The sequence below is a fragment of the Rhodococcus sp. AC861 genome (assembly GCF_979256035.1).
This window is the reverse complement of record NZ_CEEDMW010000034.1, coordinates 1-281: the sequence shown is the minus strand read 5'-3', so window position 1 is coordinate 281 and position 281 is coordinate 1. Positions and strand designations below refer to the sequence as shown.

At 72.2% G+C, this 281-nt stretch carries 1 protein-coding gene; it reads left to right on the top strand.

Translation table 11 applies throughout. The features are described 5' to 3' along the window. Positions 1–281 (top strand): MmgE/PrpD family protein (locus AC0IX4_RS23025; protein ID WP_471831400.1); only part of this gene is annotated, 281 nt, incomplete at both ends.

Sequence of the window (281 nt, the reverse complement as noted above, 5' to 3'; positions counted from 1 at the left end):
GGGGTATCGCGCACTGCAATCGCTCGGTGGTTTCGCCGCGCACCCCGCTCGCGGCTGGCACACCAGCGGCACGATGGGCAGCCTCGGCGCAGCCGCAGCGGCGGCGTCGCGTCTCGGCGCCGACCGCGGAGCCTATGCCGACGCTCTCGGGATCGCGGGATCGTTCACCGGAGGTGTGTGGGCGGTCATCGACGACGGTGCGCTGACGAAACGTATCCACCCGGGCAAGGCCGGTGAGAACGGCGTCGACGCCGCGGTCCTGGCCGTCGGAGGCATCACCG